19 protein-coding genes and 1 riboswitch are annotated in these 22,289 nt (G+C 64.9%); of the genes, 6 read left to right on the forward strand and 13 right to left on the reverse strand.

Annotated elements, in window-relative coordinates; all coding sequences use genetic code 11:
* Nucleotides 1-336 precede the first annotated feature (336 nt).
* Nucleotides 337-1,914: an RNA-directed DNA polymerase gene (locus tag FLQ03_RS14755; RefSeq protein ID WP_144371653.1), complete on the reverse strand. Its 1,578-nt coding sequence runs from the start codon at nt 1,912-1,914 to the stop codon at nt 337-339.
* Between the two features lie 96 nt (nt 1,915-2,010).
* Here FLQ03_RS14755 and FLQ03_RS19610 point away from each other — a divergent pair, with 96 nt between their 5' ends.
* A complete protein-coding gene (locus tag FLQ03_RS19610) occupies nt 2,011-2,133 on the forward strand; it encodes a hypothetical protein (protein ID WP_276607780.1) in 123 nt (40 codons plus the stop codon).
* A gap of 214 nt (nt 2,134-2,347) precedes the next feature.
* Here the strand turns inward: FLQ03_RS19610 and FLQ03_RS14760 are convergent, their stop codons facing one another.
* From FLQ03_RS14760 to FLQ03_RS14805, 10 genes are all read right to left on the reverse strand, one after another.
* Complete coding sequence (locus tag FLQ03_RS14760) at nt 2,348-3,814, reverse strand: cobyric acid synthase (protein WP_144371654.1); 1,467 nt, start codon at nt 3,812-3,814, stop codon at nt 2,348-2,350.
* Nucleotides 3,815-4,079: 265 nt separating this feature from the next.
* On the reverse strand, nt 4,080-4,913 hold the full coding sequence (locus tag FLQ03_RS14765) for an ABC transporter substrate-binding protein (protein ID WP_144371655.1): 834 nt from the start codon (nt 4,911-4,913) through the stop codon (nt 4,080-4,082).
* Nucleotides 4,910-5,806, reverse strand: a complete 897-nt coding sequence (locus tag FLQ03_RS14770) for a cobalamin-binding protein (RefSeq protein ID WP_144371656.1) — start codon at nt 5,804-5,806, stop codon at nt 4,910-4,912. Before FLQ03_RS14770 ends, FLQ03_RS14765 begins: the two co-directional genes overlap by 4 nt.
* Nucleotides 5,803-6,813 carry a threonine-phosphate decarboxylase CobD gene (cobD, locus tag FLQ03_RS14775; RefSeq protein ID WP_144371657.1) on the reverse strand — a complete coding sequence of 337 codons (1,011 nt, stop codon included), beginning with the start codon at nt 6,811-6,813 and terminating at the stop codon, nt 5,803-5,805. The genes FLQ03_RS14770 and cobD overlap by 4 nt, the downstream gene beginning before the upstream one ends.
* Nucleotides 6,810-7,286 carry a GNAT family N-acetyltransferase gene (locus FLQ03_RS14780; protein WP_144371658.1) on the reverse strand — a complete coding sequence of 159 codons (477 nt, stop codon included), beginning with the start codon at nt 7,284-7,286 and terminating at the stop codon, nt 6,810-6,812. Before FLQ03_RS14780 ends, cobD begins: the two co-directional genes overlap by 4 nt.
* Nucleotides 7,283-8,182, reverse strand: a complete 900-nt coding sequence (gene cbiB, locus FLQ03_RS14785) for an adenosylcobinamide-phosphate synthase CbiB (RefSeq protein WP_144371659.1) — start codon at nt 8,180-8,182, stop codon at nt 7,283-7,285. Before cbiB ends, FLQ03_RS14780 begins: the two co-directional genes overlap by 4 nt.
* A complete protein-coding gene (locus FLQ03_RS14790; RefSeq protein WP_144371660.1) occupies nt 8,176-9,471 on the reverse strand; it encodes a cobyrinic acid a,c-diamide synthase CobB in 1,296 nt (431 codons plus the stop codon). The genes cbiB and FLQ03_RS14790 overlap by 7 nt, the downstream gene beginning before the upstream one ends.
* 285 nt (nt 9,472-9,756) lie before the next feature.
* Nucleotides 9,757-10,374, reverse strand: coding sequence for a cob(I)yrinic acid a,c-diamide adenosyltransferase (gene cobO, locus FLQ03_RS14795; RefSeq protein ID WP_144371661.1), 618 nt, complete (start codon nt 10,372-10,374; stop codon nt 9,757-9,759).
* Nucleotides 10,371-11,123: an ABC transporter ATP-binding protein gene (locus tag FLQ03_RS14800; RefSeq protein WP_144371662.1), complete on the reverse strand. Its 753-nt coding sequence runs from the start codon at nt 11,121-11,123 to the stop codon at nt 10,371-10,373. Before FLQ03_RS14800 ends, cobO begins: the two co-directional genes overlap by 4 nt.
* A complete protein-coding gene (locus tag FLQ03_RS14805; RefSeq protein ID WP_144371663.1) occupies nt 11,120-12,139 on the reverse strand; it encodes a FecCD family ABC transporter permease in 1,020 nt (339 codons plus the stop codon). Before FLQ03_RS14805 ends, FLQ03_RS14800 begins: the two co-directional genes overlap by 4 nt.
* 96 nt (nt 12,140-12,235) lie before the next feature.
* Nucleotides 12,236-12,441, reverse strand: a riboswitch (cobalamin riboswitch).
* Between the two features lie 126 nt (nt 12,442-12,567).
* Between FLQ03_RS14805 and FLQ03_RS14810 the strand changes: the two genes are divergently transcribed.
* The 5 genes from FLQ03_RS14810 to FLQ03_RS14830 all read left to right on the forward strand — a co-directional run bounded on the left by FLQ03_RS14810 (nt 12,568) and on the right by FLQ03_RS14830 (nt 19,784).
* Nucleotides 12,568-13,146 carry an RBBP9/YdeN family alpha/beta hydrolase gene (locus FLQ03_RS14810; RefSeq protein WP_144371664.1) on the forward strand — a complete coding sequence of 193 codons (579 nt, stop codon included), beginning with the start codon at nt 12,568-12,570 and terminating at the stop codon, nt 13,144-13,146.
* 98 nt (nt 13,147-13,244) lie between these two features.
* Nucleotides 13,245-14,624 carry a PepSY-associated TM helix domain-containing protein gene (locus FLQ03_RS14815; RefSeq protein WP_144371665.1) on the forward strand — a complete coding sequence of 460 codons (1,380 nt, stop codon included), beginning with the start codon at nt 13,245-13,247 and terminating at the stop codon, nt 14,622-14,624.
* A 146-nt stretch (nt 14,625-14,770) separates the two neighbouring features.
* Complete coding sequence (locus FLQ03_RS14820; protein WP_170252432.1) at nt 14,771-15,880, forward strand: Card1-like endonuclease domain-containing protein; 1,110 nt, start codon at nt 14,771-14,773, stop codon at nt 15,878-15,880.
* Nucleotides 15,881-15,979: 99 nt separating this feature from the next.
* Entirely contained in the window at nt 15,980-16,966 is a 987-nt protein-coding gene (locus tag FLQ03_RS14825; RefSeq protein ID WP_144371667.1) for an ABC transporter substrate-binding protein, read from the forward strand.
* A gap of 1 nt (nt 16,967) precedes the next feature.
* Nucleotides 16,968-19,784 carry a GGDEF and EAL domain-containing protein gene (locus FLQ03_RS14830; RefSeq protein ID WP_144371668.1) on the forward strand — a complete coding sequence of 939 codons (2,817 nt, stop codon included), beginning with the start codon at nt 16,968-16,970 and terminating at the stop codon, nt 19,782-19,784.
* Nucleotides 19,785-19,858: 74 nt separating this feature from the next.
* Here FLQ03_RS14830 and trpE read toward each other — a convergent pair whose 3' ends face one another.
* Together trpE and FLQ03_RS14840 are read right to left on the reverse strand one after the other, a co-directional pair.
* Nucleotides 19,859-21,322 (reverse strand): anthranilate synthase component I, encoded by a 1,464-nt coding sequence (gene trpE, locus FLQ03_RS14835; protein ID WP_144371669.1) that lies wholly within the window; start codon nt 21,320-21,322, stop codon nt 19,859-19,861.
* 185 nt (nt 21,323-21,507) lie between these two features.
* Nucleotides 21,508-22,203 (reverse strand): phosphoglycolate phosphatase, encoded by a 696-nt coding sequence (locus FLQ03_RS14840; protein WP_144371670.1) that lies wholly within the window; start codon nt 22,201-22,203, stop codon nt 21,508-21,510.
* Nucleotides 22,204-22,289 lie beyond the last annotated feature (86 nt).

Raw genomic sequence — 22,289 nt, forward strand, 5'->3', positions numbered from 1 at the left:
TACTTGGGAGGGAGGGGCTTGCTCATGCGGTCATTCTACCGGACAGGCGCAAGCCCTGATTTGTGCAACAAAGCCTATTGCGGGCAATGATCAAGTGCGGCGTATTTGCCTTGAGTGTGGCGAAGTCAAACGGTAACCGTGGCACGGCGAACAATATTCAGAGTGCGTGGCAGCCGGGACGCGGTAGACGTTGGGCTTCATTTCATTCAGCCCAACCTACGGTCCTGAAATATGTCAAATGGGCAATTTAACATATTGCCGTACATCAATGGCCGCTTTGTGGGTAGTGGCTATCAATCAAAAAAGACTAGAGTTTTCTTTTCTTTTTTGATTAGTCTATTTTTTTGGTTTTTTTGGTTCAAAAGACTCAATAGAGAAGTAGTCTTCGGCTGAATGTACTTTCACATTTTTCAGCCAAGGCCGCTTCTCTTCCTCGGAAAGTGTTGAGTCCACAATTTTAATAATTGCTCTTTTCTCCCAAAGGTCAGCTCTTGGGTAATATTGTCTTATTTCTATAACATCCGTTCTTGTCGTATTGCCAGATAAGGCATCTAATACAGCACGGCCTATGTATGACCCAGAGTTTCTCTTAAGACTTCGGAATGGGTTCATCAATGCGGGTGTGTTTGAAAATCCTTTTGTTCCCAATAGTTTTACTATGGAGATGAGTAGGTACTCGGGGTGATTTTCTCCTTCTGATAAGTTTTGTGAGAAGTAATCTTTTATGGATTCCTTTATTGAGCTGGGTATTAGGTTTTCTTTTTTTATTAGTATGTCAATAAGCAATGGAGTGAATTGAGGGAATTTTTCAATTAGCGATTTGTATATGGATAATTTATTGTATTCGCCGCTGGCGACAACGATCTTTAAGAATCTTTTCACATCATCCGGTTGTAAAATTTGGTTGTTGGAAATTTTTTCTTCCAACTCGGTTGTTGGTGCTTCTTTTAGTTCGAGAATTTCCCGCTTTGATAATTCCCTAAATTTGGTTGGTATTGTGCCCGAATATCCTACGATGATTCTACCTTGTTTTAACTGACTGGCAGCCTCTCTGGCTTCGTTTGATATAGTGCTGGCGGGTTTGGATTTTTTCGAAACATCTTCTATAACAGTTTTTGATGGATTTATAGTCAATCCTTCTAGGTATAGTCTTTCAACTAAAATAGTTAACCAGGAATGAGCAGTCTTGGCATCTGGTGCAAAAAGGCGGTAATCATCTACAAATCTGCAGAATTGAACTTTCAATGATCGTAGATAGTCGTCTACAGATATTAAAGATGCCTCGGCAAGTATTCTGCTAGCATTGCCACCAATTGGCAGGCTGTAAGAGTCACGATTGGCCCAGAATAACAAAAGTTCGTTGGTTAGCTTTACTTGTTTTTGTTCGATTGGCAAGCTAAGTAAGGTAGATTCGAGGCGGTGTAAATTGAGTCTGTCGTAAAAATTAGAAATGTCACATTTTACTAATACTTTTACCGTCCTGCTTTTTTGTTTTTCGGCAACGTGCGCTTGAAAAGATGTGTAGTTGAATTTTGCATCGAATAGATAGCCGTCCTTTGGTTTGAATCTGTAAGAGAATACGACCTTTTTGCTTTTTTCTATTCGAGATTTTTTAATTGCGTCAGCGTAGAGGAGTACTAAGGCCAGATACGTGATGGTATCCATTGGTTGAATTAGTGCGGCACGTCGAAAATTGTATGCATCTTTTTTTGGAAAAAGAATGTGACTTATTGGGTGTACTTTTAATCCGGAAAGGGAGTTTGAGTTTATTCGATTTTTTACTTGGTCGCTTATGGATTGGCGGAAGTGCTGATTTTTTAATAGAGAAACTTCAAATGGTGTGGGGAATATGTCTGTTAGGCCTTCTTTTAATATGTTATCTATTGCTAGCTCTATAGCTTTTTCGATGTTCATAATTAGGCTCTAATTAAGTGAGATGATAGAACTTATTTCAGCTCTTAGCTCGCAGCCCGGATAAGCCAACGGCGCATCCTGGGATGGGGGTAAAACATGGCCGGTTTACACGGGCGCTGGCTGGCAACCCCGGATGCGGCTGTGCCTTATCCGGACTACGAGTTTGCCCACCAAGGTTGGCCGCGCTACGGTGTACGCCAGGGCCGTAGGTTGGGCTGAGCTTGCGAAGCCCAACGTTTACCGCGCAAGCAATATTGCCAAGTCGTATGGTTGTAAATCACGTGGACGGCGTTGGGCTTCACTTCGTTCAGCGCCAACCTACCCAAGACTGGCTGGCTCAGTAGCCTGTAGGGTGGGCTAAGGCCGTTAGGCCGTGCCCATCACATCTCCGTCGCGAGATGCTTGCTGGTGGGCACGCTACGCTTAGCCCACCCTACGCGGTGCGCCAGCGCGGCAGGCGTTGCAGCGCGTCCAGCAGCGGCTGGCTGCTGGCGGCCAGGCGGTTCAGGCTGTTGTCACGCAGTTTCGATAAATTTACCCCATTCGCATGATCCATGCCAGCCCATTGCAGCAGGGCGCCGCCGGCTTGCGGGTGGTCGAACAGGCCGTGCAGGTAGCTGCCCATCACCGCGCCGTCGGGGCTGACGGCGCCGTCCACGCTGCCGTCGTTCAGCTGGAATACCGGCCGTTCGCAGTCCGGCCCGTGGCTGACGCCCATGTGGATTTCGTAGCCGCTTACCGCCGCGTCGGCGTTCACAAAGCGGCCTTCGCGTCGTGTCAGCGTTTTGTCGGCGGCCAGCGTGGTGTCGATGTCGAGATAGCCCAGGCCGGCGCTGCTGCCGGGGGCGCCTTCCACGCCCAGCGGGTCGTGGATATGGCGGCCCAGCATCTGGTAGCCGCCGCAAATGCCCAGCACGCGGCCGCCGTAGCGCAGGTGGCGTTGCAGGTATTGCGGCCAACCTTGTGCCTGCAGGAAGGCGAGGTCGGCGCGGGTGTTCTTGCTGCCGGGCAGGATCACCAGGTCGGCCGGCGGCTTGGGCGTGTCGGGGCCGACAAAGTGCAGGTTCACACCGGGGTGGGCGCGTAGCGCGTCGAAGTCGGTATGGTTGCTGATGCGCGGCAGCACCGGCACCACGATGTTGAAGTCGCCGCGCTGTTGCTGGCTTTGCACCGCGTCTTCGGCGTCCAGCATCAGGCCGTGCAGCATGGGCAGTACCGCCAGCACCGGCTTGCCGGTTTTGGCTTCCAGCCAGTCCAGCCCGTCTTGCAGCAGGCTGATGTCGCCGCGGAACTTGTTGATCACAAAGCCCACCACGCGGGCGCGTTCGCTATCGCTGAGGCAATCCAGCGTGCCCACCAGGTGGGCAAACACACCGCCCTTGTCGATATCGGCTACCAGGATCACCGGGCAGTCTACTGCCTCGGCAAAGCCCATATTGGCGATGTCGCGGTCGCGCAGGTTGATCTCGGCCGGGCTGCCGGCGCCTTCCACCATCACCACGTCGTACTGCGCCTGCAGCCGCTGGTAGGACTGCAGCACGGCGGCCATAGCGGTGGTTTTGTACTGGTGGTAATCGCGCGCGTTCATGTCGGCGCGCACCTTGCCGTGGATGATGACCTGGGCGCCGGTGTCGCTGCTGGGTTTGAGCAGCACCGGGTTCATGTCGGTATGCGGCGCCACGCGGGCGGCGATGGCCTGCAAGGCCTGGGCGCGGCCGATCTCGCCGCCGTTTTCGGTTACGGCGCTGTTCAGCGCCATGTTTTGCGGTTTGAACGGGGCGACGCGGTAGCCGGCGTCGGCCAGCAGGCGGCACAGCGCGGCCACCACCGTGCTTTTGCCGGCGTCCGAGGTGCAGCCTTGCACCATCAGCGTGGGGAAGGGCCAGGGTTGGGCGGGCATGGGTCTCTCTCTGTTTGGCCACTGACGCACACCGAAGGCACGGAAAACAGCGTAAAAGCCTGCTGCGGATGCCGGCGCCGGTAGCGGGGGCGCAGGGTTGGTTGGCGGATGTTGCACGCTCAGCGCGGCCATGCTGTCGTCGGGTGACACGGCATGGCCAGGTACGGTAGCACCAGCCAAACCCGCATGGGGTGAGGCTATCCGGGCCGGGCTTGGTCTGTGCTTTTCGTGTGCTTCCGTGGCTGAGAATGCCTTTAAAGAACGCTTAGCCGGCGCGGTCTTCGTGCCATTGGCGGATCAGCGCCTGCAGCTGCGGCAGGCCGCGGGTGATCAGCGTGGGGCCGGGCGCCAGGATGTCGGCAGACTTGATCTCGATGATATGGCCGCGCTCGGCGTTGCGCACCGCCGGTACATCCTGCCAGCCGTCGCGCTCGGCCACGGTTTCCGGGCGGAAGCGCTTGCCGCACCAGCTGCCTACCATCAGGTCCGGCTGGCGGTCTATCACGGTTTGCGGGTCGGCCACGATGCGCTCCTTGGCGCGGGCGTGGCCGGCCAGCTCGGCAAAGGCGTCACGGCCGCCGGCCAGCGCAATCAGCTCGCCCACCCAGCCGATGCCGCTGATGATGGGGTCGTGCCATTCCTCGAAGTACACCAGTGGCCGTGGCAGGCCGGCGGCGTCGCGGGCGGCGGCTTCCAGGCGGGCGGCGCTGATCTGGCCTTCCAGCTGTTCGCACAGCAGCTCGGCGGCGTGCAGGCGGCCGGTAAGGCTGCCCAGCACCCGCACCATGCGCAGCACGCCGTCTACGCTGTGGTGGTTGAAGTGCAGGATGTCCACGCCGGCTTCGGCCACTTCTTTCAGCATGTCGCTTTGCAGGCTGGAATAACCCACCACCAGGTCGGGTTCTACCGCCAGGATTTTTTCCAGCTTGCCGCTGGAAAAGCCGCTGATCTTGGGCTTTTGCTGGCGCGCCTCGGGCGGGTAGACGGTAAAGCCGGAAATGCCGGCCACCAGCTCTTCGGCGCCCAGCAGGTACAGGGTTTCCACGGCCTCGGTACACAGGCAGGCAATGCGGCGGTAATGCGGTGTGGTATGAATCATGGGCTCACTTTCGCGTACACCGCCCGTGCCGCGTCCAGGCTGCGGCACACGGCGCGGGTGCCTTCCAGAAAGCGCGGGGTGGGGCGGTTGAGGATGTCACTGTCGATCTGGTACTGCTGCTTGTACTGCACGGCGGCAATGGCGTTGATGCCGGCCCAGCGCGCCTGCAGGTCGTCCTGTTTCTTCATGCCGGCGGCCAGCATCACCTGCGGGTTGGCCGCAATCACGGCTTCCTCGCTCACTACCGGCGCCGGTATTGGCAGCTGGGCAAAAATGTTCTGGCCGCCGCACAGCTCGATGGCGTCGTTGACGATGTGCTGGCCGCTCAGCGTGTACAGCGGCTTGTGCCACACCTGGTAGAACACGCGCAGCTTGGGCTTGCCGGCGTACTGGCGGCGCAGCGCGGCCAACTCGCTGTCGAAGCGGCGGGCGCTTTGCTCGGCCACGGCACTGCTGCCCAGCAGCGTGCCCAGCTTGCGCAGGCTGGCGGGGATGTCGGCCAGGTGTTTGGGTTCGCTGTAATACATGGGAATGCCGAGTGCCCGTAGCTGCGCCAGCTGTTTTTCGGCCGGGCCGTGCAGCCACACGATCAGCAGGTCGGGCTTGGCGGCCAGCACGCGTTCGATATCGATGCCGCGAAAACTGCCCACCCGTGGCAGCGCCTGCGCGGCGGCCGGGTAGTTGCTGTTGGCGTCGGCGGCAATCAGCCGGCTGCCGCCGCCGGCGGCGTAGATCAGCTCGGTGACGTGCGGCGCCAGGCTGATCACGCGTTTGGCCGGCGCGGGCAGCGTCAGCGTTTGGCCCTGGTCGTCGGTGACGGTAATGGGCGCGGCGCTGGCGGAGGTGGCAGATAGCGCCAGCGTGCAGGCCAGGGCGAGGGCGATGGGTTTCATAAAGTGTCCGGTGCAAAGCATGCCAGCGAGGCGGCCAGGCGCTGCCAGTGCGCCTCGCTGGCGGGCAGCCCCAGGCGGAAGCGGGGCTGCGGGTCGGTAAACAGGCGGCACCAGATGTGGTGCTGCGCCAGGTGTTGTTGCAAAGCGTCGGCGTGCGGGTAGGCGCCACCGGCAAACAGCAGGCAGCCGTCGGCCGGCAGGCCGTGTGCCTGCAGCAGCGCCGTCAGGCGGGCGTGGCCGGCGGCCAACTGCTGCTGTGCTTCCGCCTGCCAGGCGCGGTCGGCCAGCGCGGCGGTAGCGATGCGCGCCACCGGGGCGGGGATGGTCCACGGCCCCAGCTCGTCGTCCAGCGCCTGCAGGATGTCGCCAGCGGCGGCGACAAAGCCCAGTCGCAAGCCGGCCAGGCCAAAGAACTTGCCGGGGCTGCGCAGCACCACCAGGCCGGGCTGCGTGGCGGCGTGCGCTGTTACCGACTGCGCGGGCGTCACGTCGGCAAACGCTTCGTCCACCACCAGCCAGCCGCCGCGCGCGGCTTGCGCCGCCGCCATCGCCAGTACGGCCTGTTGCGGCCAACGTTGGCCGCTGGGGTTGTCCGGGTTGCACACAATCAGCACGTCCACCTTGCCGGCCTGCGCGGCCAGTTCGGCGTGCGGGTAGCGGGCTACCTGGTGTCCGGCACGCGCCCAGCGCCAGCCGTGTTCGGCGTAGCTGGGGTGGGCTACCGCCACGCTGCCGGGGACGCGCAGCCGTGGCAGCGCCTGGATGGCGGCCTGGCTGCCGGCTACCGGCAGCAGCTTGGCCGCACCGTAGTAGGCGCAGGCGGCAGCGTGCAGCGCGGCGTCCGGCTGCGGTAGCGTGTACCACAGCGCCGGCTCGGTGGCCGGGGCCGGGTAGGGCTGCGGGTTCAGCGCGGCGGACAGGTCCAGCCATTGCTCGGGCGTGCCGCCAAAGCGGGCGACGGCCTGCAGCAGGTTGCCGCCGTGGACGGGGCGCAGGGTGCTGCTCATGGGACGGGCCTTTCCATGCGGGCGTTGGCGAAGGTTTGCCCGCGCAGCAAAACGCTTTGCCGTTGCGTTACCGCAAAACCGTGGCGGCCAAACAGTGCCTCGGCGCCGAGGCTGACGTTGGCGTACAGTCGGGGCAGCGGCGTGCTGGCGGCCTGCGTCAGCACGTGCTGTAGCAAACGGCTGCCGACGCCGTGTCCGGCAAACTGCGGGTGGACGAAGCACAGGTCGATCAGGCCGTCCGGGTGCAGATCGATGAAGCCGGCGAGGGTGTCGCCGACACAGGCCACCCACGGCGGGTTGGTCGCCAGCCGTTGCTGCCAGGCCGCCGCGTCGTATTGCTCGGGCGCCCAGGCAGCACACTGCGCCGCACTGTAATGCCGGCTGCCCAGTTGGTGCACGGCAGCGTGCAATAGCGCGCGCAGGGCGGAAAATTCGTGTGCGTGCGCCACACGCAAGGTGAGCGCGGTACTCATAACGGCAACGCCAGCAGCAGCCACAGCACGATGGCGCGGTCCATCAATTGCGCGGCGCGGCGGATGTCGCCGGCGCGCGGGGCCGGGCCTGCGCCCAGCGCGGGCCGCGCTTCCAGCTGGCCGTGGTAGACGGCGGCGCCGCCCAGTTGCACGCCCAGCGCACCGGCACCGGCGGCCATCACCGGACCGGCGTTGGGGCTGTCCCACTGCGGCGCTTGCTGGCGCCAGCACGCCAGCGCCAGCCGAGTGTTGCCGGCTATGGCGTAGGCCAGTGCGGTCAGGCGCGACGGCACGTAGCCCAGCACGTCGTCGGCGCGGGCGGCGGTTTTGCCAAAGCGCTCGAAGCGCTGGTTGCGGTAGCCCCACATCGCGTCCAGCGTGTTGGCCAGGCGGTAGGCCAGCGCCGCCGGTGCGCCACCCACGGCGAACCAGAACAGCGCGCCGAACACGGCGTCGTGGCCGTTTTCCAGCAGCGACTCGGTGGCGGCGCGGGTAATGGCGCTGTCGTCGGCCTGGCTGAGGTCGCGGCTGACAATGCGTGCGGTCAGCGCCCGCGCCTCGGCTAGCTTGCCTTGCAGCAGCGCGTTGGCGATGGGGCGGGTGTGCTCGATCAGGCTCTGGCGGCCCAGCGTGAAGTACAGCACCGCCACGCTGAGGATGCTGGCGGCCAGCGCGGGCAGCTGCGCCAGCCACCAGGCTAGCAGTAGCGGCAGCGGCAGCACCAGCAGCACCCAGGCCAGGGAGCCACGCAGCAGGCGGCTGCGGCCGGCGTTCAGCCGTTTTTCCAGCCAGTTGGCCGCGCGGCCAAAGCCCACCAGCGGGTGGTAGCGCGCCGGCTCGCCCAGTACGCGGTCGGCTAGCAGGCCGGCGGCCAGCAGCAGGCTGGTACCTAGCATGCGGCCTCCGGCAGGAACAGCGCGGCAGCGGCGGCCGGCTGGCTGGCAAAGTAGGCGTGGAAGTAGCTGGCCTGTACGCTGCCGTGGCGGTACACCGCCTCGCCCGGGCTGCCGCCGGCCTTGCGCTGGCAGGTGGCAGCGGCGGGCAGCGGGGTGTAGAACTGCGAGTAATGGAAGGTGTGGCCGCGCAGCTCGCCGGCCGGGTGCGGCCAACCCTGGCTGCCCAGCCCGGCCAGTTTGGCGGTCATGCGCACGCTACCGGGCAGCACGCCGGCCATGCGGTGTGCTTGGCCCTGGCCATCGTGCAGCTGTTTGGTCAGCGCCATCATGCCGCCGCATTCGGCCCATACCGGTTTACCGGCGGCGGCAAAGGCCTGCACGCTGGCCAGCCAGCGGGTGTTGGCCGCCAGCGTGGCACCGTGCAGCTCGGGGTAGCCGCCCGGCAGCCACAGCGCGTCGGCGTCGGCCGGAATGGCTTCGTCGGCCAGCGGCGAAAAAGTAGCGATGCGCGCGCCCATGCCTTGCAGCGTGCGCAGGTTGGCCGCATAGACAAAGGCAAACGCGGCGTCGTGCGCCACGGCGATGGTTTTGCCGGCCAGCAGTGGCGGCAGGCAGGCCGGTGGCGCGGCCTCGGGCGCAAAGTCGGGCAGCGCGGCCAGCACGGCGTGGTCCAGTTGCAGCGCGTCGGCCAGTGCGTCCAGCCGCGCCGCCAGGTCGGGCAGGTCGCTGGGCAGGTGCAGGCCGAGGTGGCGCTCCGGCAGCGATTCGGCCTGGCGCGGCAGGCAGCCCACCACTGGCAAATCGGGCGTGCCGCAGGCGCGGATCATGTCGGCGTGGCCGTTACTGGCGACGCGGTTGGCCAGCAGGCCGGCCCACGGTAGCTGGCCGTGGTCGCGCAGGCCGCGGGCAATGGCTAGCGCGGTGCCCACCATGGCGCTGCAGTCCAGCACCGCCAGTACCGGCACGCCAAACAGCTTGGCCAGGTCGGCGCTGGACGGCTGGCCGTCGTACAGGCCCATCACGCCTTCGATCAGCACGTAGTCCACCTCGGCGGCGGCTTGCGCCAGCAGGCTGCGGCACTGTGCTTCGGTGCACATCCACAGGTCCAGCACGTCTACGGTGCTACCGCTGGCGGCGGCCAGCAGCAGCGGGTCGATGAAGTCCGGCCCGGTCTTGAACACGCGCACGCGGTAGCCGTCGCGCACCAGGCGGCGCGCCAGCGCGGCGGTGACGGTGGTCTTGCCCTGGCCGGAGGCGATGGCGGATAGCAAAAGGGCTTTGCAGCTCATGGGGTTTTCTTTGTAAGGCGTATCAGGGAAAAAACTTCATTTGCCACGGAATGCACAGAAGGCACGGACTAAAGACGGTTGTCGTCGAAGCCCGGCCTGCTGGTAGGCACTGGTATTCGGTATCGCCCGTGGCGAATCCATTCTTTTTGGCCACCGAATCCACGGAAAACACGTCAAACGCCGCGTTGGTTGGCAGCTGGCGGGTTAGTGGCCGCTGGCTTTTTTCTGTGTTTTCCGTGTATTCCGTGGCGAAAAATGCCGTGGCGGCAATCTGGCAGCCGGAGCCTACCACTCCACACCGGGCTGCGCGGCGATGCCGGCGGCAAAGGCGTGCTTCACCAGCGTCATGTCGGTGACGGTATCGGCGGCTTCCACCACCGCGTCCGGTACGCCACGGCCGGTCACGATCACGTGCTGGTGCAGCGGGCGCGCCAGGATGTCGTCCAGCACCTGGTCCACGTCCAGGTATTTGTATTTCAGCGCGATGTTCAGCTCGTCCAGCAGCACCAGGCCGATAGCCGGGTCTTGCAGCATCTCGCGCGCCTTGGCCCAGGCTTCGGCGGCGCGGGCCATGTCGCGGTCGCGGTCTTGCGTGTTCCAGGTGTAGCCCTCGCCCATGGCGTGGAACTGCACCTGCTCGGGGAAGCGGCGCAGGAAGCGTTCCTCGCCGGTTTCCATCGCGCCCTTGATGAACTGCACCACGCCAACCTGCATGTCGTGGCCCAGCGCGCGCATCACCATGCCCAGGCCGCTGGAGCTTTTGCCTTTGCCGTTGCCGGCGTTGACGATGAACACGCCACGGTGTTCGTCGGCGGCGGCAATGCGGGCGTCCATGATTGCTTTTTTGCGCGCCATGCGGGCGTTATGGCGCTCGCTGCGGCCTTGGTCGTCGGTGTGGCTCATGTGGGGTGTCCGGGTAAAAAGCAGGGGTGGCCTGCGTGGGTGATACGGGTAAGCGGGTAGCCCAGCACGTCGCCCAGCGCGTGGGCGTCCAGCTGGGCAATCGGGTAGCGGGCGGCGTTGCCGGCGCCATCCAGCAACAAGGCATGGCTGGCGACGGCGGGGGAAAATTGCAGGTCGTGGCTGACCAGCAGCACGGCTTTGCCGTCGGCCTGCCAGCGGCGGATCTGCGTTTGCAGCGCGGCCTGGTGGGCCAGGTCCAGCGCGTTGGTGGGTTCGTCCAGCAGCAGTAGCGGGCTGTCTTGCATCATCACGCTGGCCAGGGCCACGCGCTGGCGTTCGCCGCCGGACAGCGCCTGTAGCGGGCGGTGGGCGAGGCGTGCCAGGTCGAAGGCGTCCAGCGCCGCGGCCAGCCGGGCCGGGATGCGGCCGTCGTCCGGCCACGGAAAGCGGGCGGCGGCGACGGCGTCAGCCACCGCGTAGTCGAACGCGTCGTGGCTGGCTTGCGGCAGCAGCGCCAGGCGCTGGGCACGCAGGCGCGGTGCGGTGGTGGTCAAAGGTTGGCCGCACAGCGTGATATGGCCCGCTGCCGGCGCGCGTAGCCCGGCCAGCGTGGCCAGCAGCGTGCTTTTGCCGCAGCCGTTGCGGCCGGCGATCCACCACACTTCGCCGGCGTGTACTTGCCAGTCCAGTTGATGCAGCAGGTGGCGCTGACCTTGCAGAATGCCCAGGTTGTCGGTGTGCAGCATCATGCCAGCCTCCGGCGCGCGCGCGACAGCTGCCAGAACAGCACCGGCACGCCCAGCAGCGCGGTGAGAATGCCCACCGGCAGCTGCATCGGCGCCACGACGGTGCGCGCCAGCATATCGGCCAGCACCAGCAGCGTGGCGCCGGTGAGGATGCTGGCGGGCAGCAGGTGGCGCAGGTGTGGCCCGCACACCAGGCGGCAGGCGTGCGGCACCATCAGGCCAACGAAACCGATGCTGCCGCCCTGGCTGACAGCGGTGGCGGTGAGCGTGGCCGACAGCAGCAACAGCAAGCGGCGCAGGCCGGCCAGCGGCACGCCCAGCGTGGCGGCGTGGTCACCGTGCAGCGCCAGCAGGTTGATGGCGGGCGCCTGCCACCAGGCCAGCAGCATGGCTGGCAGCAGCACCAGCCACGGCCACGGCCGCAGCGGCGTGCCGGACAAGTCCCCCACCAGCCAGAACACCATGCCGCGCAGCTGGTTGTCCTGCGCGATGGTCAGCAACAGCGAGATCACCGCGCCGCAGGCGGTAGACAGCAGCGCGCCGGTCAGCAGCAACAACACGGTGCCGCTGCTGCGGCCAAAGTCGCGCCGCGCCAGCCAGAACAGCACGCCGGACAGCCCCAGCGCGCCGACAACGGCAGCGAGGTCTACCTGCCACACCGCCAGCCCCAGCCACAGCGCGGTGAGCGCACCCACCGAGGCGCCGCCGGACACGCCCATCACGTAGGGGTCGGCCAGCGGGTTGCGCAGTAGCGATTGCATCAGCAGGCCGGCCAGTGCCAGCGCGGCGCCGGTAATCCAGGCGGTGAGGGCGCGCTCCAGCCGCAGCTGCAGCAGGGTGCCGGACAGCGCATCGCCGTGGCCCAGCAGCGCCTGCCACAGCTGGCCGGCACTCAGCGACACGCTGCCGCTGGCACAGGCCAGCAGCACCACGCCGGCACTGATGGCGGCCAACAGCGGCAATAACAAGGCAGGGGGCAGCACCGCGCGGCTGGCCGGTGATGCAACGGTAACGGACATAAGGAAAGCCGGATGGCGGCGAAGGGCAGGCGGGCAGAAGGCTGGCCGCATGCCGCCCTCCGCAGCATGGTTGTTCGGTGCGGCCAACGGGGTGGCCGCGCACAGCTTGCCGTGGCCGGTATCCGGGCTGGTTTCGCCGCAGGCCCGCCTTCCCGTACCGGCTGGTACAGTGGCGCAGGGGCCGGGCAGCTGCGCGGGGCAGCCTGAAAGAAACACACCGTTGCGGGGGCAGCACAGCTGACGCTGTTTCCCGTTTAACCCGCCGGCTATCACCGGCAGGCACCAAGGCAGGCAGCGATTTTAGCAGAAGGCCTGCCGGCTGCCGGGTTTGTTTATATTGCTGTGAGAAATAAAAAAACAATAAAACAGTATTTTTGGAAATAAAGCACGCCTGCTATGGTGACGGCATGACATTGCGGAGCCTCACCATGGCGCACGATCTTTCCGGTTTCGACTTCATCATCCAGCCGGGCTGGAACAACTCCGGCCCCGAGCACTGGCAGAGCCACTGGCAGCAGCTGCTGGGTGCGCAACGCGTGGCCAACCACGAGTGGCACTCGCCGCAGCTGGACGACTGGCTGGCCGCGCTGGACGCAGCGGTCAACGCCGCCCGCCAGCCGGTGGTGGTGATCGCGCACAGCCTGGGCTGCGCCACCGTGGCGCACTATGCGGCACGCTACGGCAACAAGCTGGCCGGCGCGCTGCTGGTAGCCCCGGCCGACGTGGAGCGCGCCAGCGCCCCGGCCCAGCTGCAACCGTTTGCGCCGCTGCCGCAGGCGGCGCTGCCGTTTGCCGCCCGTGTGGTGGCCAGCGACAGCGACCCGTTCAGCCTGCCGCTGCGTAGCGCGCGCATGGCGGCGCTGTGGCAGGCGCCGCTGGTTTGGCTGCGCGGTGCCGGCCATATCAATGTGGCGTCCGGCCATACACAGTGGGAAGACGGCCTGGCCGAGCTGGCCGCCTTGCTGGCCGACATCCGCGCCACGCAGCAGGCGGCACGCAGCGCCTGAGCGCGGCGATTTGCCGCCTGCGGCATAGTGTCGCACCGCCTTGTGGCGGCTGCGGCCAACCTTAACAATGCCGGCCTTCCCTTATTGAAAGTACGACGATGGCCGTCATTGCCGACAAGAAAACCCCCCGTTACTACACGGTGGCCTGGCGCTGGCATTTCTATGCCGGCCTGCTGGTGGCGCCGTTCATGATCATGCTGGCCATCACCGGCATGGTGTACCTGTTCAAGCCGCAGCTGGACCAACTGATGTACGGCAGCTTGCTGACGGTACCGGCCGCCAGCACCCCGGCGCACCCGGCCGACCACCTGGTGGCGGCGGTGAAGGCGCAGTACCCGGGCGCCAGCGTGCTGCGTTATCAGCCCCCGGCCGCAGCCGACGCCAGCGCCAAGGTGATTATCAAAACCGCCGAGGCCAAGCTCGGTGTGTACGTCGATCCATATCAGGGCACCGTGCTGGGCGCGCTGGACGAGAACAACAACCTGCAAGCCATCATGCTGAAACTGCACGGCGAGCTGTTGATCGGCAAACAGGGCGACTTGCTGGTGGAGCTGGCCACCAGCTGGGCGCTGGTGCTGCTGGTGTCCGGTCTGTACCTGTGGTGGCCGCGCGGGCGCGGCAAGCTGGCGGTATTCTGGCCGCGCTTCAGCGCCGGCGGCCGCGCCTTCTGGCGTGACATCCACGCCGTTACCGGTTTCTGGAGCGCCATCTTCCTGCTGTTCATGCTGCTGTCCGGCCTGACCTGGACCGGCTACTGGGGCGAGAAGTTTGCCGCGGTGTGGAGCCAGTTCCCGGCGCAGATGTGGGACGACGTGCCCAAGTCCGACAAAAAGGCCATCAGCCTGAACAGCACCGCCGAAAAAATCGTGCCGTGGGCGGTAGAGCCCAGCCCGCTGCCCAAATCCACCGACCCGCACGCCGCGCACAAAGGCGCCGCACCGCAAGCGGCTACGCCGCAGATTGCGCTGCAGCAGGTGGTGGACACCGCCAACGCCCGTGGCGTGGTGCCCGGCTATAACATCGCGCTGCCGGACGGCGACGAAGGCGTGTTTACCGTGTCGGTATTCCCCGACGACCCGCGCAACGAGGCCACGCTGCACATCGACCAGTACAGCGGCAAGGTGCTGGCCGACATCCGCTTCAAGGACTACGCGCTGGTACCCAAGGTGGTCGAGTTCGGCGTGGTGATCCACGAGGGCAAATTCTTTGGCCTCGCCAACCAGCTGCTGATGGCGGCCATCTGCCTGCTGGTGCTGCTGGGCAGCGTCAGCGGCATCATCATGTGGTGGCAGCGCAAGCCGGCCGGCCGCCTGGGCGCGCCCACCGACGCGCCGGACACGCCGCTGTGGAAAGGCGCGCTGCTGATCATGCTGGCGCTGGGGCTGGCCTTCCCGCTGGTAGGTGCCTCGTTTGTCGCCATCCTGGTGCTGGACTGGCTGCTGCTGCGCCGCCTGCCGGCGCTGGCCTTCCTGCGCTAAGCCTGCCACACCGCCCGAACGGGCTGGCGGCCAACCCCCTCGCCATTGTCGGCAGGGGGGTTTGTTTTACTTGGCCTGATCGTAAGCCATAGTCGAGGGGCTGGCCGCCAGCTAAGATGCAGGCTGGTTTTTTTCGAGGCTTCGCCATGCACCTGCTGGCTTTTGTCGATCACGTCGAGAGCGACATCATCACCCCGGCGCTGGACCGCCGTTTCGGCATTCATCAGGTCAGCCTGCTGTGCCCGCGCAGCGCGCTGGGCCTGGCCACCGACATCGCCGGCGTCTGCCGCAGCCAGCACCTGGCGGTGACGGTGGTGACGCTGCCGCCCGACAGCCAGCCGCTGGCCTTGCGCCAGCAGTTGGCCGCACTGGCGCAGGGCGCGGTGGCGTTCAATATCAGCGCCGCGTCGCCGGTGCAGGCCGCCCTGGCCTACGACCTGGCGCGCGAGCGCCACTTGCCGCTGATGAGCGTGGAAGCGAAAACCGACCGCCTGATCTGGCTGCTGGGCGGCGAGCACACCCGCGTGCACAGCGGTAGCGACATTGCCGACGGCCTGACGCTGGAAGCGTACTTTGCGCTGTACGGCAGCCGCATCGAGCACGTGCATTACCGGCTGAGCCAGCGTCATGCCCGGCTGGAAGCGCTGGCTGCGGGCCTGGCCGAACTGGCGGTGGCGCGGCCGCAGGCGCTGTCGCTGCTGAACCGGCTGTGCAACGAGCTGGACGCGCGCCAGTTCAGCCGCCGGCCGTTGCCGCGTGGCGAGCGGGCACTGCGGGCGTGGCTGGATGGCTGCGGCCTGGTCAGCTTCGACCCGCTGGGCCATATGCGCTGCCAGGACGCGTCGGCGCGCTTTTTTCTGGGCGGCGGCTGGCTGGAAGTGTGGCTGCTGGCCGAGGTGGCCAGCCTGCTGCCGGCGTTGCCGATCAGCGACGCGGCGGTGGGGGTGAAGATCAACCACGACGACGTGGCCAACGAATACGACGTGGCGGTGCTGTGTAACAACCGCCTGTTCCTGGTGGAGTGCAAGACCACGGCGCCTACCTCGCTGCACCATCGTGGCGTCGGCCTCGACAACCTGTTCAAACTGGACAGCGCTGCCAGCCTGGGTGGCCTGCACGCCCGCGCCATGCTGGCCACGCTGTACCCGCCCACCGACAGCGAAATCGCCCGCGCCGAGGCGCAGGGCATTGCATTGCTGTACGGCAGCATGCTGTTGCAAGCACGGCAGACTGTGCGCCAGTGGCTACAATCTTGATGCTGTGGGGGTTTTTTGCCCTAACTTGATTGATGCTGTTATAAAAACTAACGATTGTTTCGCTATCATCAGGTAAATAATGAACGCCGGTTCCGCCTGATGGAAGATTCTTGCCCGTCCGATTCACACTTCAACGTCCAGCGTCGCCGTTGCCTGATGGCCGTGGCAGCTGCCATCGCCGCGACGCTTGCTGGCGGTTGCGTCCCCCAGGAACCCTTGCTGCGTATCGGTAGCAATGGTTGGCCCGGGTATCTGTTCCTGTCCTGGGCTGTCGACAGTGGCGTGTTGCCGCAGCAGCAGGTGCGCCTATTGCGCATCAGTTCGTCCACGCAAGCCATCCGCGCCCTTAGTGCCGGCATGCTCGATGGCGCCTGCCTGACGCTGGACGAGGTGGTGACGGCACTATCGGAGGGTATACCGCTGAAAGTGATTGCCGTGCTGGATGTCTCGCACGGTGCCGACGTTGTGCTGGGGCGGGGTGGCATCACCAGTCTGGCGCAACTGGCAGGCAAGCGGGTGGGGGTGGAAGGCAGTGCGGTGGGTGCAGTCATGCTCGATGCCTTGCTGCAGAAGGCCGGCTTGCGCCGCGAACAGGTACAGCTGGTACCGTTGCTGCTGGACGAACACGAGGCCGCGTTCGATGCCGGCGAGGTTGACGCGCTGGTTACCATGGAGCCGCAAGCCAGCCGGCTGCGCGCCCGTGGTGCCCGCCAGCTGTTCAGCAGTGCCGAGATTCCCGGCCGCATTGTCGATGTGCTGGCCGTGCGTGAGGATGTGCTGTCCCGTTCGCGTCACGGTTTGCAGCAACTGGTGGATAGCCACTTTGCCATGCTGCAGCGCTATGGAGCCCAACCCGCTGAAGGGCGCGACTACATGGCAGCCCAGCTGGGCGTGCCGCATGCCGAACTGGCCCCCATCTTTGCCGGCATGCAATTGCCGGACCGCGAACAAAACCGGCAATGGCTGGCAGGCCGCCTGGACCAGGAGGCGCGCAGCCTGACCGATGTGATGTACCGTGCCGGCTTGCTGCTGCGCCCGGTCAAGCAGGGCCAACTGGCCGTGCCCGATTTTGTGCGGGAGGGCTGACATGCGTTACTCGCTACGAACGCTGTTGCCGTTGACGGTCACCCTGTTTCTGTTGCTGACCATGCTCGGCGCCTACGGTGTGGCCGAACAGGGCCGGCAGCAGCAGGCCATGCGTGACGTCAGCCTTACCGCACAGAAAGACGCCTACCACCTGTTGCAGGAGCTGACCCGCGCTACGCCCGGCCAGATCAGCGATACCATCATGCTGCTGGCAACCGATGCCCGCATGGTGCGTTTGGCGGTGGCCAACCAGCGCGGGCAGATCGCCTACGCCAGCGACCCGCGCTTGCTTGGTCGTGCGCTGGCCAGCCTGGACGATGTGCCCGCCGGTTTGCTGGCCCAGGCCAGCCAGCACAGCCTGGCCGTATTGCAGCCAGACCCGGACGCCTTGCTGTTCCATCTGGCGGTGTCGGTGCCCGATGACGGGGCCACTGGTTTGCGCGGTAGCCCGCGCGGCATGCTGCTGCTGAAGTACGATCTGTCGGCACAGATGGCGATGGAGCGCAGCAAGCTGCGCGGCAGCTTTGTGTTGCCCGGCCTGATGCTGGTGGCCTTGCTGCTGGTGTTGTACCTGCTGATCTGGCTGTACGTGGCCAAGCCACTGGCCAACCTGCAAGCCGCCGCGCTGCAGCTGGCGCGCGACGGCCATGCGCCACAGTTGCCGGTGCAGGGCCTGCGCGAAACCCGCGCCGTATGCGAAGCGTTCAACACCATGCAACAGCAGTTGCAGCAGATGCTGGCCGAACTGGCCGAGCGCGAGCGGCGCGCCACCCGTTTGGCGATGGAGCAGGAGGCCTTGCTGCAGGCCAGCCCCGATTTGCTGTTCGAACTGAGCGCCGATGGCCGATACCTGCAAGTGTGGTCGCATACTGCCAGCGACAAGCTGGTGTCGCCGCGCGACATGCTGTTGGGCAAGTACGTGCACGAGGTGATGCCGGCCGAGCAGGCAGCGGTAGTGGCCCAGGTGCTGCTGGAGGCGTTGCGCGATGGCGAATCGTTCGGGCGCCAGATCATGCTGACCTTGCCCGGCGGCGTGCACTGGTTCGAACTGTCGGCAGCGCGCAAGCTGTCGCCCGGCGGCAACGAAAGCTGCATCATCGTGTCGCGCGACATTACCCAGCGCCGGCGTGACGAAGAAGCGCTGGCCTTGTGGGCCAGGGTGATGGCGGCGGCGCATAACGGCATCCTGATTACCGACGGCCATCAGCGCATCATCGAGGTGAATGCAGCGTTTACCCGTATCACCGGCTACACGCTGGACGATGTGCGCGGCCAACGTCCCAGCGTATTGTCTTCCGGCCGCCACGACGCGGCTTTTTACCAGCGTATCTGGCAAGAAATCGAAGCCAACGGCCACTGGCAGGGCGAAATCTGGAACCGGCGCAAAGATGGCGTGATTTTCCCGGAGTGGCAGTCCATCTCCTGCGTGCGTGGCGACGACGGCCAGATCAGCCACTACATCAGCGTGTTCAGCGATATCAGCAGCCAGAAGGAGTCGGAAGAGTACATCCGCCGCCTGGCGTACTACGACAACCTGACCGGCCTGGCCAACCGTGCCTTGCTGGGCGACCACGCCGCGCAAGCACTGACCATGCTGCGTGCCCACGGCACTACGCTGGCACTGATGTTCATCGACCTGGACCGTTTCAAGAACATCAACGATACGCTGGGCCACAGTGTGGGTGACTTGCTGCTGCAGCAGGTTGGCCGCAGGCTGGCCGGCCTGGTGCGCGAGCGCGATACGCTGTCACGGCTGGGTGGCGACGAGTTCATCGTGCTGCTGCCGGAAACCGGCGAAGCCGAAGCCGCGCACTGGGCCGAGCAGGTGGTGGCCGAGTTGTCGCGCCCGTATCAGATTGCCGGCTACGACATGGTGGTGACGCCATCCATCGGCATTGCCATGGCGCCCACCGACGGTGACACGCTGGAAGTGCTGCTACGCAGTGCCGACGCCGCCATGTACCGCGCCAAGGACGAAGGCCGCAACGGGTTCCGCTTCTTTGCCAGCCACATGCAGCAGCGCACGGTCAACCGTTTGCGACTGGAGGCCGACTTGCGCAACGCCATCAGCCAGGGCGAGCTGCTGCTGCACTACCAGCCGCAATGCACGCTGGACGGGCAGCTGGTGGGCGTGGAAGCGTTGGTGCGCTGGCAGCACCCGGCGCTGGGCATGATTGCGCCGGGCGAGTTCATTCCGCTGGCCGAAGAAAGCGGCCTGGTGGTGCCGCTGGGCAGCTGGGTAATGCACGAGGCCATCCGCCAGCTGGCGGCCTGGCGCGAGGCCGGCGTGGCGGTACCGCAGGTGGCGGTCAACCTGTCGGCGCTGCAATTCCGCCAGCCGCAGCTGGTGCAGCAGGTGCAGGATTGCCTGCAACAGGCCGGCGTGCCGGCCGCGTGCCTGGAGCTGGAGCTGACCGAAAGCGTGGTGCTGAACGACCCGGACGAGGCGCTGGCACTGATGGAGCGCTTGCACGCGCTGGGCGTGCGCTTGTCGATCGACGACTTCGGCACCGGCTATTCGTCGCTGAACTACCTGCGCCGCTTCCCCATCGACCGCCTGAAGATCGACCGCAGCTTCATCCTCGATCTGGACAACGACCCGCGCGGCGCCGCCATCGTGGAGGCCATCGTCAGCCTGTCGCGCTCGCTGGGCTTTGTCACTATTGCCGAAGGGGTGGAAACCGCCCACCAGTTGGCGCAGCTGCGCCGGCTGCATTGCGACGAGGTGCAGGGTTACTACTATGCCCGCCCGATGTCGGCGCCACAGTTGGCCGCATGGCTGCAGCAGCGCACCGGCGAGGGCGTGCAGCCTGCCTGAGCCGTCTGGCGCGGTGCGGCCGTGAAAAGGCCGCCCACTGGCAAGTGGGCGGCTTTTTTGTGACCAAAGTGCGATCAGGCGTCCAGGCCGTCTTGTACCAGCTGGGCGGCGCGCACCACGGCGCGGGCCTTGTTCTGGGTTTCTTCCCATTCCGACTGCGGTACCGAATCGGCCACCACGCCGGCGCCGGACTGCACGTACAGCACCTCGTTCTTGATGACGGCGGTGCGGATGGCAATGGCCAGGTCCATGTCGCCGGTAAAGCCCAGGTAGCCGACGGCGCCACCGTACACGCCGCGCTTGGTGGGCTCGAACTCGTCGATGATTTCCATGGCGCGCACTTTCGGGGCGCCGGACAGCGTGCCGGCCGGGAAGGTGGCTTTCAGGATATCGATATTGGAGACGTCCGGCTTCACCGTACCTTCCACGCTGGACACGATGTGCATTACGTGCGAGTAGCGTTCGATCACCATATTGTCGGTGATCTTCACGCTGCCGGTATCGGCCACGCGGCCAACGTCGTTGCGGCCCAGGTCCATCAGCATCACATGTTCGGCGATTTCTTTCGGGTCGGCCAGCAGGTCTTCCGCCAGTGCCTGGTCTTCTTCGCGCGTTTTGCCGCGCGGGCGGGTGCCGGCGATGGGGCGTACGGTGACGGTGTCGTTCTCGCGGCGTACCAGGATCTCCGGCGAGGCGCCTACCACGTGGAAGTCGTCGAAGTGGTAGAAGAACATGTACGGCGACGGGTTCAGGCTGCGCAGCGCACGGTACAGCGACAGCGGCGAGTCGGTAAACGGCATGCTCATGCGCTGGGCCAGCACCACCTGCATGATGTCGCCGTCCAGGATGTAGTGCTTGGCGTTGGCCACGTCACGTTTGAACGCCTCTTCACCGTACTCGCTTTGCGCGGTGGTCTGCGCCGACGGCAGCGACAGCGGGATGGCCACGTTGTCGCGCAGGCGGGCGCGCAGCTGCGCCAAGCGGGCGTTGGCCTTGGGCAGCGCGTTCGGCACCGCCGGGTCGGCGTAGACCACCAGGTACAGCTTGCCGGACAGGTTGTCCACCACCGCCAGCTCTTCGGACAGCATCAGCAGGATGTCGGGGGTGCCCACCGGGTCGGGCTTTTGCGTGGCGGCCAGGCGGCGCTCCACGTAGCGCACGGTGTCGTAGCCGAAGTAGCCCACCAGGCCGCCGGTAAAACGCGGTAAGCCGGCGATAGGCGGGGTGTTGAAGCGCTGGCTGAACTCTTCGATGAAGGTAAGCGGGTTGCCCTCGTAGCGTTCGATCACCTTGTCGCCGTATTCCACCTGCACGCTGTGGCCTTGCACGCGCAGGCGGGTGGTGGCCGGCAGGCCGATGAAGGAGTAGCGGCCGGAGCGCTCGCCGCCTACTACCGATTCCAGCAGGTAGGAGTAGGGCTGGTTGGCCAGCTTCAGGTACACCGACAGCGGGGTGTCCAGGTCGGCGAACAGTTCGAGGGTAACGGGAATGCGGTTGTAGCCGGCCTGGGCCAGCTCGTTGAAGGCTTGCGGTGTCATGCTAGTGTCCAATGGTGTCAGTGCGGTCTTGAGGGAGGCGGCGAGGGGAGGACTAGCGTTGCCATCGCCAGCTGGCACGATTGGGCAGGAATTTCATGATGTAAGCAGGCTATCGGTTGGTTGGGTATGCAGGGCTATTGTGTCGCAAAAGCCGGCCGCCGTACAGGCGGCGCGGCAGTGCAGCATTACATGCGCACGTTGGCGTGCGGGTCGCCCGATTTTTTCAGCAGCGCAAACAGCTCGACCAGGCTATCCACGGTGAGGTCGGCGCCCAGCGTGGCCGCATCGCGGTAACCGTAGCTGACGGCCACCGCCAGCGCGCCGGCCTTGTTGGCGCACAGGATGTCGTTTTCCGAGTCGCCAACCATGATCATCTCTTGTGGCTTGACGTTCAGTACCGCCGCAGCGTGCAGCAGTGGCAGCGCCGACGGCTTTTTCTCCGGCAGGCTGTCGCCGCCCAGAATCATGCTGAAGGCGCTGTCGATGCCCAGCTCGGCCAGCAGCGGCACGGCCAGACGGTGCGATTTGTTGGTGATCACCACCAGCGGTAGCTCCAGGCTGCGCAGCAGGTTCAGCGCCTCGGCCACACCGGGGTACATGCGGGTGTGTACGGTCAGGTGGGCGTGGTAATGCTGGATGAACAGCGTGAAGCCCTTGGCCCACAGTGCCTCGTCGGCCTGGCCGTCCTTGTCGTCGGTCAGTGCGCGGTGCACCAGGCTGGCGACGCCGTCGCCGACGTGGCTTTTGATGCGCTCGGCGTCCAGCTGCGGCAGGTCCAGCGCCTGGCGCATGGCGTTGGCGCTGGCGGCCAGGTCGGCAATGGAGTCCACCAGGGTGCCGTCCAGGTCGAAGGCGATGGCTTTGATGTGTTTGAGGTTCATGGTTGTCGCGTAAGGCAGAGAGGCCAGCCATTGTACAGGATGGCACCCGGCCTTGTGCCGCCGGGCGGGCTTGTCTATCATCCCCG

The sequence above is a fragment of the Vogesella urethralis genome (assembly GCF_007644045.2).
Classification (GTDB): domain Bacteria; phylum Pseudomonadota; class Gammaproteobacteria; order Burkholderiales; family Chromobacteriaceae; genus Vogesella; species Vogesella urethralis.

Excerpts from the sequence above, each read along its gene's own strand:
- FLQ03_RS14755 (WP_144371653.1), bottom strand. The coding sequence starts at position 1,914 with ATGAACATCGAAAAAGCTATAGAGCTAGCAATAGATAACATATTAAAA.
- FLQ03_RS19610 (WP_276607780.1), top strand. The coding sequence starts at position 2,011 with ATGGCCGGTTTACACGGGCGCTGGCTGGCAACCCCGGATGCGGCTGTG.
- FLQ03_RS14760 (WP_144371654.1), bottom strand. The coding sequence starts at position 3,814 with ATGCCCGCCCAACCCTGGCCCTTCCCCACGCTGATGGTGCAAGGCTGC.
- FLQ03_RS14765 (WP_144371655.1), bottom strand. The coding sequence starts at position 4,913 with ATGATTCATACCACACCGCATTACCGCCGCATTGCCTGCCTGTGTACC.
- FLQ03_RS14770 (WP_144371656.1), bottom strand. The coding sequence starts at position 5,806 with ATGAAACCCATCGCCCTCGCCCTGGCCTGCACGCTGGCGCTATCTGCC.
- cobD (WP_144371657.1), bottom strand. The coding sequence starts at position 6,813 with ATGAGCAGCACCCTGCGCCCCGTCCACGGCGGCAACCTGCTGCAGGCC.
- FLQ03_RS14780 (WP_144371658.1), bottom strand. The coding sequence starts at position 7,286 with ATGAGTACCGCGCTCACCTTGCGTGTGGCGCACGCACACGAATTTTCC.
- cbiB (WP_144371659.1), bottom strand. The coding sequence starts at position 8,182 with ATGCTAGGTACCAGCCTGCTGCTGGCCGCCGGCCTGCTAGCCGACCGC.
- FLQ03_RS14790 (WP_144371660.1), bottom strand. The coding sequence starts at position 9,471 with ATGAGCTGCAAAGCCCTTTTGCTATCCGCCATCGCCTCCGGCCAGGGC.
- cobO (WP_144371661.1), bottom strand. The coding sequence starts at position 10,374 with ATGAGCCACACCGACGACCAAGGCCGCAGCGAGCGCCATAACGCCCGC.
- FLQ03_RS14800 (WP_144371662.1), bottom strand. The coding sequence starts at position 11,123 with ATGATGCTGCACACCGACAACCTGGGCATTCTGCAAGGTCAGCGCCAC.
- FLQ03_RS14805 (WP_144371663.1), bottom strand. The coding sequence starts at position 12,139 with ATGTCCGTTACCGTTGCATCACCGGCCAGCCGCGCGGTGCTGCCCCCT.
- FLQ03_RS14810 (WP_144371664.1), top strand. The coding sequence starts at position 12,568 with ATGGCGCACGATCTTTCCGGTTTCGACTTCATCATCCAGCCGGGCTGG.
- FLQ03_RS14815 (WP_144371665.1), top strand. The coding sequence starts at position 13,245 with ATGGCCGTCATTGCCGACAAGAAAACCCCCCGTTACTACACGGTGGCC.
- FLQ03_RS14820 (WP_170252432.1), top strand. The coding sequence starts at position 14,771 with ATGCACCTGCTGGCTTTTGTCGATCACGTCGAGAGCGACATCATCACC.
- FLQ03_RS14825 (WP_144371667.1), top strand. The coding sequence starts at position 15,980 with ATGGAAGATTCTTGCCCGTCCGATTCACACTTCAACGTCCAGCGTCGC.
- FLQ03_RS14830 (WP_144371668.1), top strand. The coding sequence starts at position 16,968 with ATGCGTTACTCGCTACGAACGCTGTTGCCGTTGACGGTCACCCTGTTT.
- trpE (WP_144371669.1), bottom strand. The coding sequence starts at position 21,322 with ATGACACCGCAAGCCTTCAACGAGCTGGCCCAGGCCGGCTACAACCGC.
- FLQ03_RS14840 (WP_144371670.1), bottom strand. The coding sequence starts at position 22,203 with ATGAACCTCAAACACATCAAAGCCATCGCCTTCGACCTGGACGGCACC.